The organism is Secundilactobacillus malefermentans DSM 5705 = KCTC 3548 (assembly GCF_001436395.1).
Lineage (GTDB): Bacteria > Bacillota > Bacilli > Lactobacillales > Lactobacillaceae > Secundilactobacillus > Secundilactobacillus malefermentans.
In genome coordinates, this window is sequence record NZ_AZGJ01000079.1 from 1 (window position 1) to 3,845 (window position 3,845).

Below are 3,845 nucleotides of genomic sequence, written 5' to 3' on the forward strand. Positions count from 1 at the left end.
ACCATTACTTTTGATAACGGTGCTGAGTTCTCCAGCTTGAGCCAAGTCCACGGAACCGACATCTACTTTGCCCATCCTTATTCACCATGGGAACGCGGAACCAATGAGAATACTAACGGCCTTTTACGTGAGTTCTTCCCGAAAGGCAGATCCTTGGTATCAGCTTCACTCATTGATATTCAGTCGGCTCAAGACACTTTAAACCACCGGCTAAGGCGGTCACTGAACTACCGATCCCCAGCCGATCTAATGCCTGGACTAGCTTAGCACTAGACCACTTCTGAGAATAGATTCTCTGTGTTGCACTTGATTTGACAATTGAGGTACTTAAAAGTCGACCACAACTCATGTGATCGATTCAAAATCCCTATTCGACAACTTTGGTCCACTCGTCAATCGTCTTGCCGTTTTCATCCTTCAAAACCAGCCAACTGTTGGTGCCGGCAAAATAGAGAAAGAGGCCCACTTCATTGACCGATTTTAAGACAATGTCCTTGGTGGTCACAAAATTCTGGCAACTATCGGCATGCTCAGACCTCAGTTTCTGAGCAAACTTGGCTGAAAAGCCCAGCGACCCATCCTGATTCAAATCGGGTTCGGCTTTCATCACGGCGCCAGCCTTAACCAACATTTCGTTACGCTTCTGCCAGTAGACGGTTGCTTTAGCGCCATCATGATCAACGTAAAACGGAATTTCACTCACCTGTTTGGTGAATTTGTGACGTGGCTTGCCCTTGAATTTTTTCTTGGGAACAAAGACGAATCGGAACCCCAGCCCGTTTAAGACGGTTAAAACCAAATTTCGAAAGGCTTCAACGGTTTTTCGCTGATTGCCGGGAATCTTGACCGTTTCCAACAGATCTTTCTTAAGAATTCCCCGTTCAACGGCATACTCGGAAAAGCTCTTGGCCAAATAGCCAGCTTCCAAGTCCCAGGCTGGTTCAATCTGAATCACACCGTCGGCCTTGTCAGTTGGTTCGGTTTGGACGCTGATCAGCTTCCCGTCTTTAAGGTACAGGTTAACGCCGGCATTGACCTGATCGACTGTATTTGTGACCACAATTGTCCCTTGGCCGTCCGGTAAGGTTATCCTAGTCGAATCATCATTGATTTCAACTGCCAATTTCATGCTGCATTCCCCATTTCATTTGTTCTTCTCGTTAATCATACCATTGAATATCAAAAAAGAAGCCCACAACCCTTTAGTGGTAAAGGATCATGAGCTTACTTTTAATCGAAGAAGTTTGTGGTGCACAGATTATTCAGTGGTCAGTTTGTTGGTTAAATTACCGGACCATTTCCAGTTTTGAACCTCTGGAATATCCGTGCCGTATTGACGAATGTAATCGTGGTGCTTTTGGAGCATTTGGTCCATCTTAGCTTCAAAATCGTCTGCCGAAGCGGCGAACTTGGTCCGAGAAATGGCATCTTTAGCCAAGTGGTAACGATCCAATTCATTGAGGACCCGCATATCAAATGGTGTTGTGATATCCCCATTTTCACGGTAACCATGGAAACTAATATTGTGATTATGACGGTTATATACCAGGCCACGGAAGGTATTCTCAAAGCCATGGAAGGCAAAGATAACCGGTGTGTCAGTGGTAAAGTACTTGTCAAATTCAGCTTGGGTTAAACCACGGCTATCCTGATCTTCGTTGCTTGGACGCAGTCTCAAAATGTCAACGACATTGATGAAGCGAACCTTCAATTGAGGGAAAGCCTCGTGCAGCATATCAATGGCAGCCAAACTTTCCATTGTGGCTTCGGTGCCGGCAGTCGCGAAGATCACATCTGGATCGCCTTCATCATTTGAAGCCCATGGAATAATCCCTAACCCATCGTTAACCAGCTTAGTGGCTTCATCCATTGAGAACCATTGTGGCCGCGGGTGTTTGGAAGCAACAATCAAATTGATCTTCTCGCGAGTCTGCAAGGCAGTATTCATAACGGCCAGCAGTGAGTTGGCGTCTGCTGGAACATATTCGTTAACCAGTTCATGACCTTTTTCAGCCAGATGTCCCAACATGCCGGGATCTTGATGAGTATAACCATTGTGATCCTGCTGGAAAGCGTGGGAAACGTTCATGATGTTCAGTGATGGATAATCCTGACGCCATGATTGTTCAGAGGCCTTTCTGAGCCACTTGTAGTGCTGAGTGAGCATTGAATCAATGACGCGGGTAAATGCTTCATATGAGGCAAAGAATCCGTGTCGGCCGCTTAAGACGTATCCTTCAAGCCAACCTTCTGCTTGGTGTTCTGAAAGTTGTGAATCAATGACGCGGCCTTCAGGAGCCATGTTTTCGTCATTCGGGGTCTTGATTGGTTCTTCCCATTGACGCTTACCATAATCCAGCATTGAGAAAAACTTATTGGATTTGGTTTCATCTGGGCCAAATGCTCTAAATGACTTGCCGTTTCGCTTCATGATCTCGGTGTAGAAGTTGGATAATACTTTAGTATCCTGAGCTTCTTTGTCACCTGGTTTGTCAATCTTCAAGGCGTAATCGGCTGGGTTAGGCATGTCCAACTTCTTGGGGTTGATACCCCCGTTGACGATTGGATTCATCGCCATCCGCTGGTCGCCGTCCGGTGTGGTTGCCTTAATTTCAGCTTTCACAGAACCGTTGTTGTTAAATAATTTCTCGGGTTCATATGATTTCAGCCAGTTGATTAACAAATCTTTATGATCCATCTGACCGGCACTGACAGGAATTGGCACTTGGTGCGCACGGAATGATCCGGCAATTGGATTGCCATCCAAGTCGAACTTAGGACCTGTCCAGCCCTTTGGTGAACGCAGAACCAGCATTGGCCAGTGTGGCAACGTATCATCATTATTGTCACGGGCGTGCTTTTGAATGGCCTTGATTTCAGTAATGATTGCATCCATCGTTTTGGCCATCGTCTGGTGAACCCGAGTGTAATCTTCCGGGTCACCTTTCGTTTCAACGAAGTATGGCTTCCAGCCCATACCTTCAAAGTACTTGGTCAAGTCGGCATCACTCATCCGTGAGAGAATTGTCGGGTTGGAAATCTTAAAGCCGTTCAGGTTCAGCATTGGCAAGATGGCACCGTCATGGATTGGGTTGATGAATTTATTGGAGAACCATGATGCGGCTAATGGGCCGGTTTCTGCTTCCCCATCACCTATTTCAACTGCGGCAATGACGTCGGGGTTGTCCAAAATTGCACCAGTACCGTGGGCAATGGAATAACCCAACTCGCCGCCTTCATGCATTGAACCTGGTGTTTCAGGGGCAGCATGGGAAGCAACTCCGCCTGGGAAGGAGAATTGTTTGAATAATCGTTGCAGGCCAGTTTCATTTTGGGCAATCTTTGGATAAATTTCGCTATAGCTGCCGTCAAGGTAGGAATTGGAAACCATCACCTGACCACCATGACCGGAACCTTCAATATAGAACATATTCAAATTATATTTCTTGATTACCCGGTTCAAGTGGGCATACATAAAGTTCTGTGAGGCAATTGTGCCCCAGTGACCAATCGGCTTAATCTTAACGTCGTCAGCGACTAGATCTCGTTGGAGTAACGGATTGTCTCTGAGAAACAGTTGGCCGACTGATAAATAATTAGCAGCCTTCCAGTACAGATTGACTTTTTGCAGGTATTCATCGGAATCGAAGTTCGTCATATTAGTAACCTCCTGAATTTAACAGTAACGTTATTACCAATTCGATTATTGGACCGGTCCAAATCAAATTACAAGTTTATTGTATGCCTCAGGGGTTGATATTTCAATGGTTTAAGCATTTGGATAATTTATTTTAATATAGATAAATTTTATATTAAATTCTGTCCTCGATTTAAAATTGAAGTGC

At 45.3% G+C, this 3,845-nt stretch carries 3 protein-coding genes; 1 reads left to right on the top strand and 2 read right to left on the bottom strand.

Annotation, left to right across the window (positions count from 1 at the left end; all coding sequences use genetic code 11):
- The coding region (locus FD44_RS09535; RefSeq protein WP_156656223.1) for an IS30 family transposase at positions 1 to 267 on the top strand (267 nt) is incomplete at its 5' end.
- A gap of 100 nt (positions 268 to 367) precedes the next feature.
- Here the strand turns inward: FD44_RS09535 and FD44_RS09540 are convergent.
- A complete protein-coding gene (locus FD44_RS09540) occupies positions 368 to 1,129 on the bottom strand; it encodes a hypothetical protein (protein WP_056973906.1) in 762 nt (253 codons plus the stop codon).
- Between the two features lie 129 nt (positions 1,130 to 1,258).
- Positions 1,259 to 3,658 carry a phosphoketolase family protein gene (locus FD44_RS09545; RefSeq protein ID WP_056973908.1) on the bottom strand — a complete coding sequence of 800 codons (2,400 nt, stop codon included), beginning with the start codon at positions 3,656 to 3,658 and terminating at the stop codon, positions 1,259 to 1,261.
- Positions 3,659 to 3,845 lie beyond the last annotated feature (187 nt).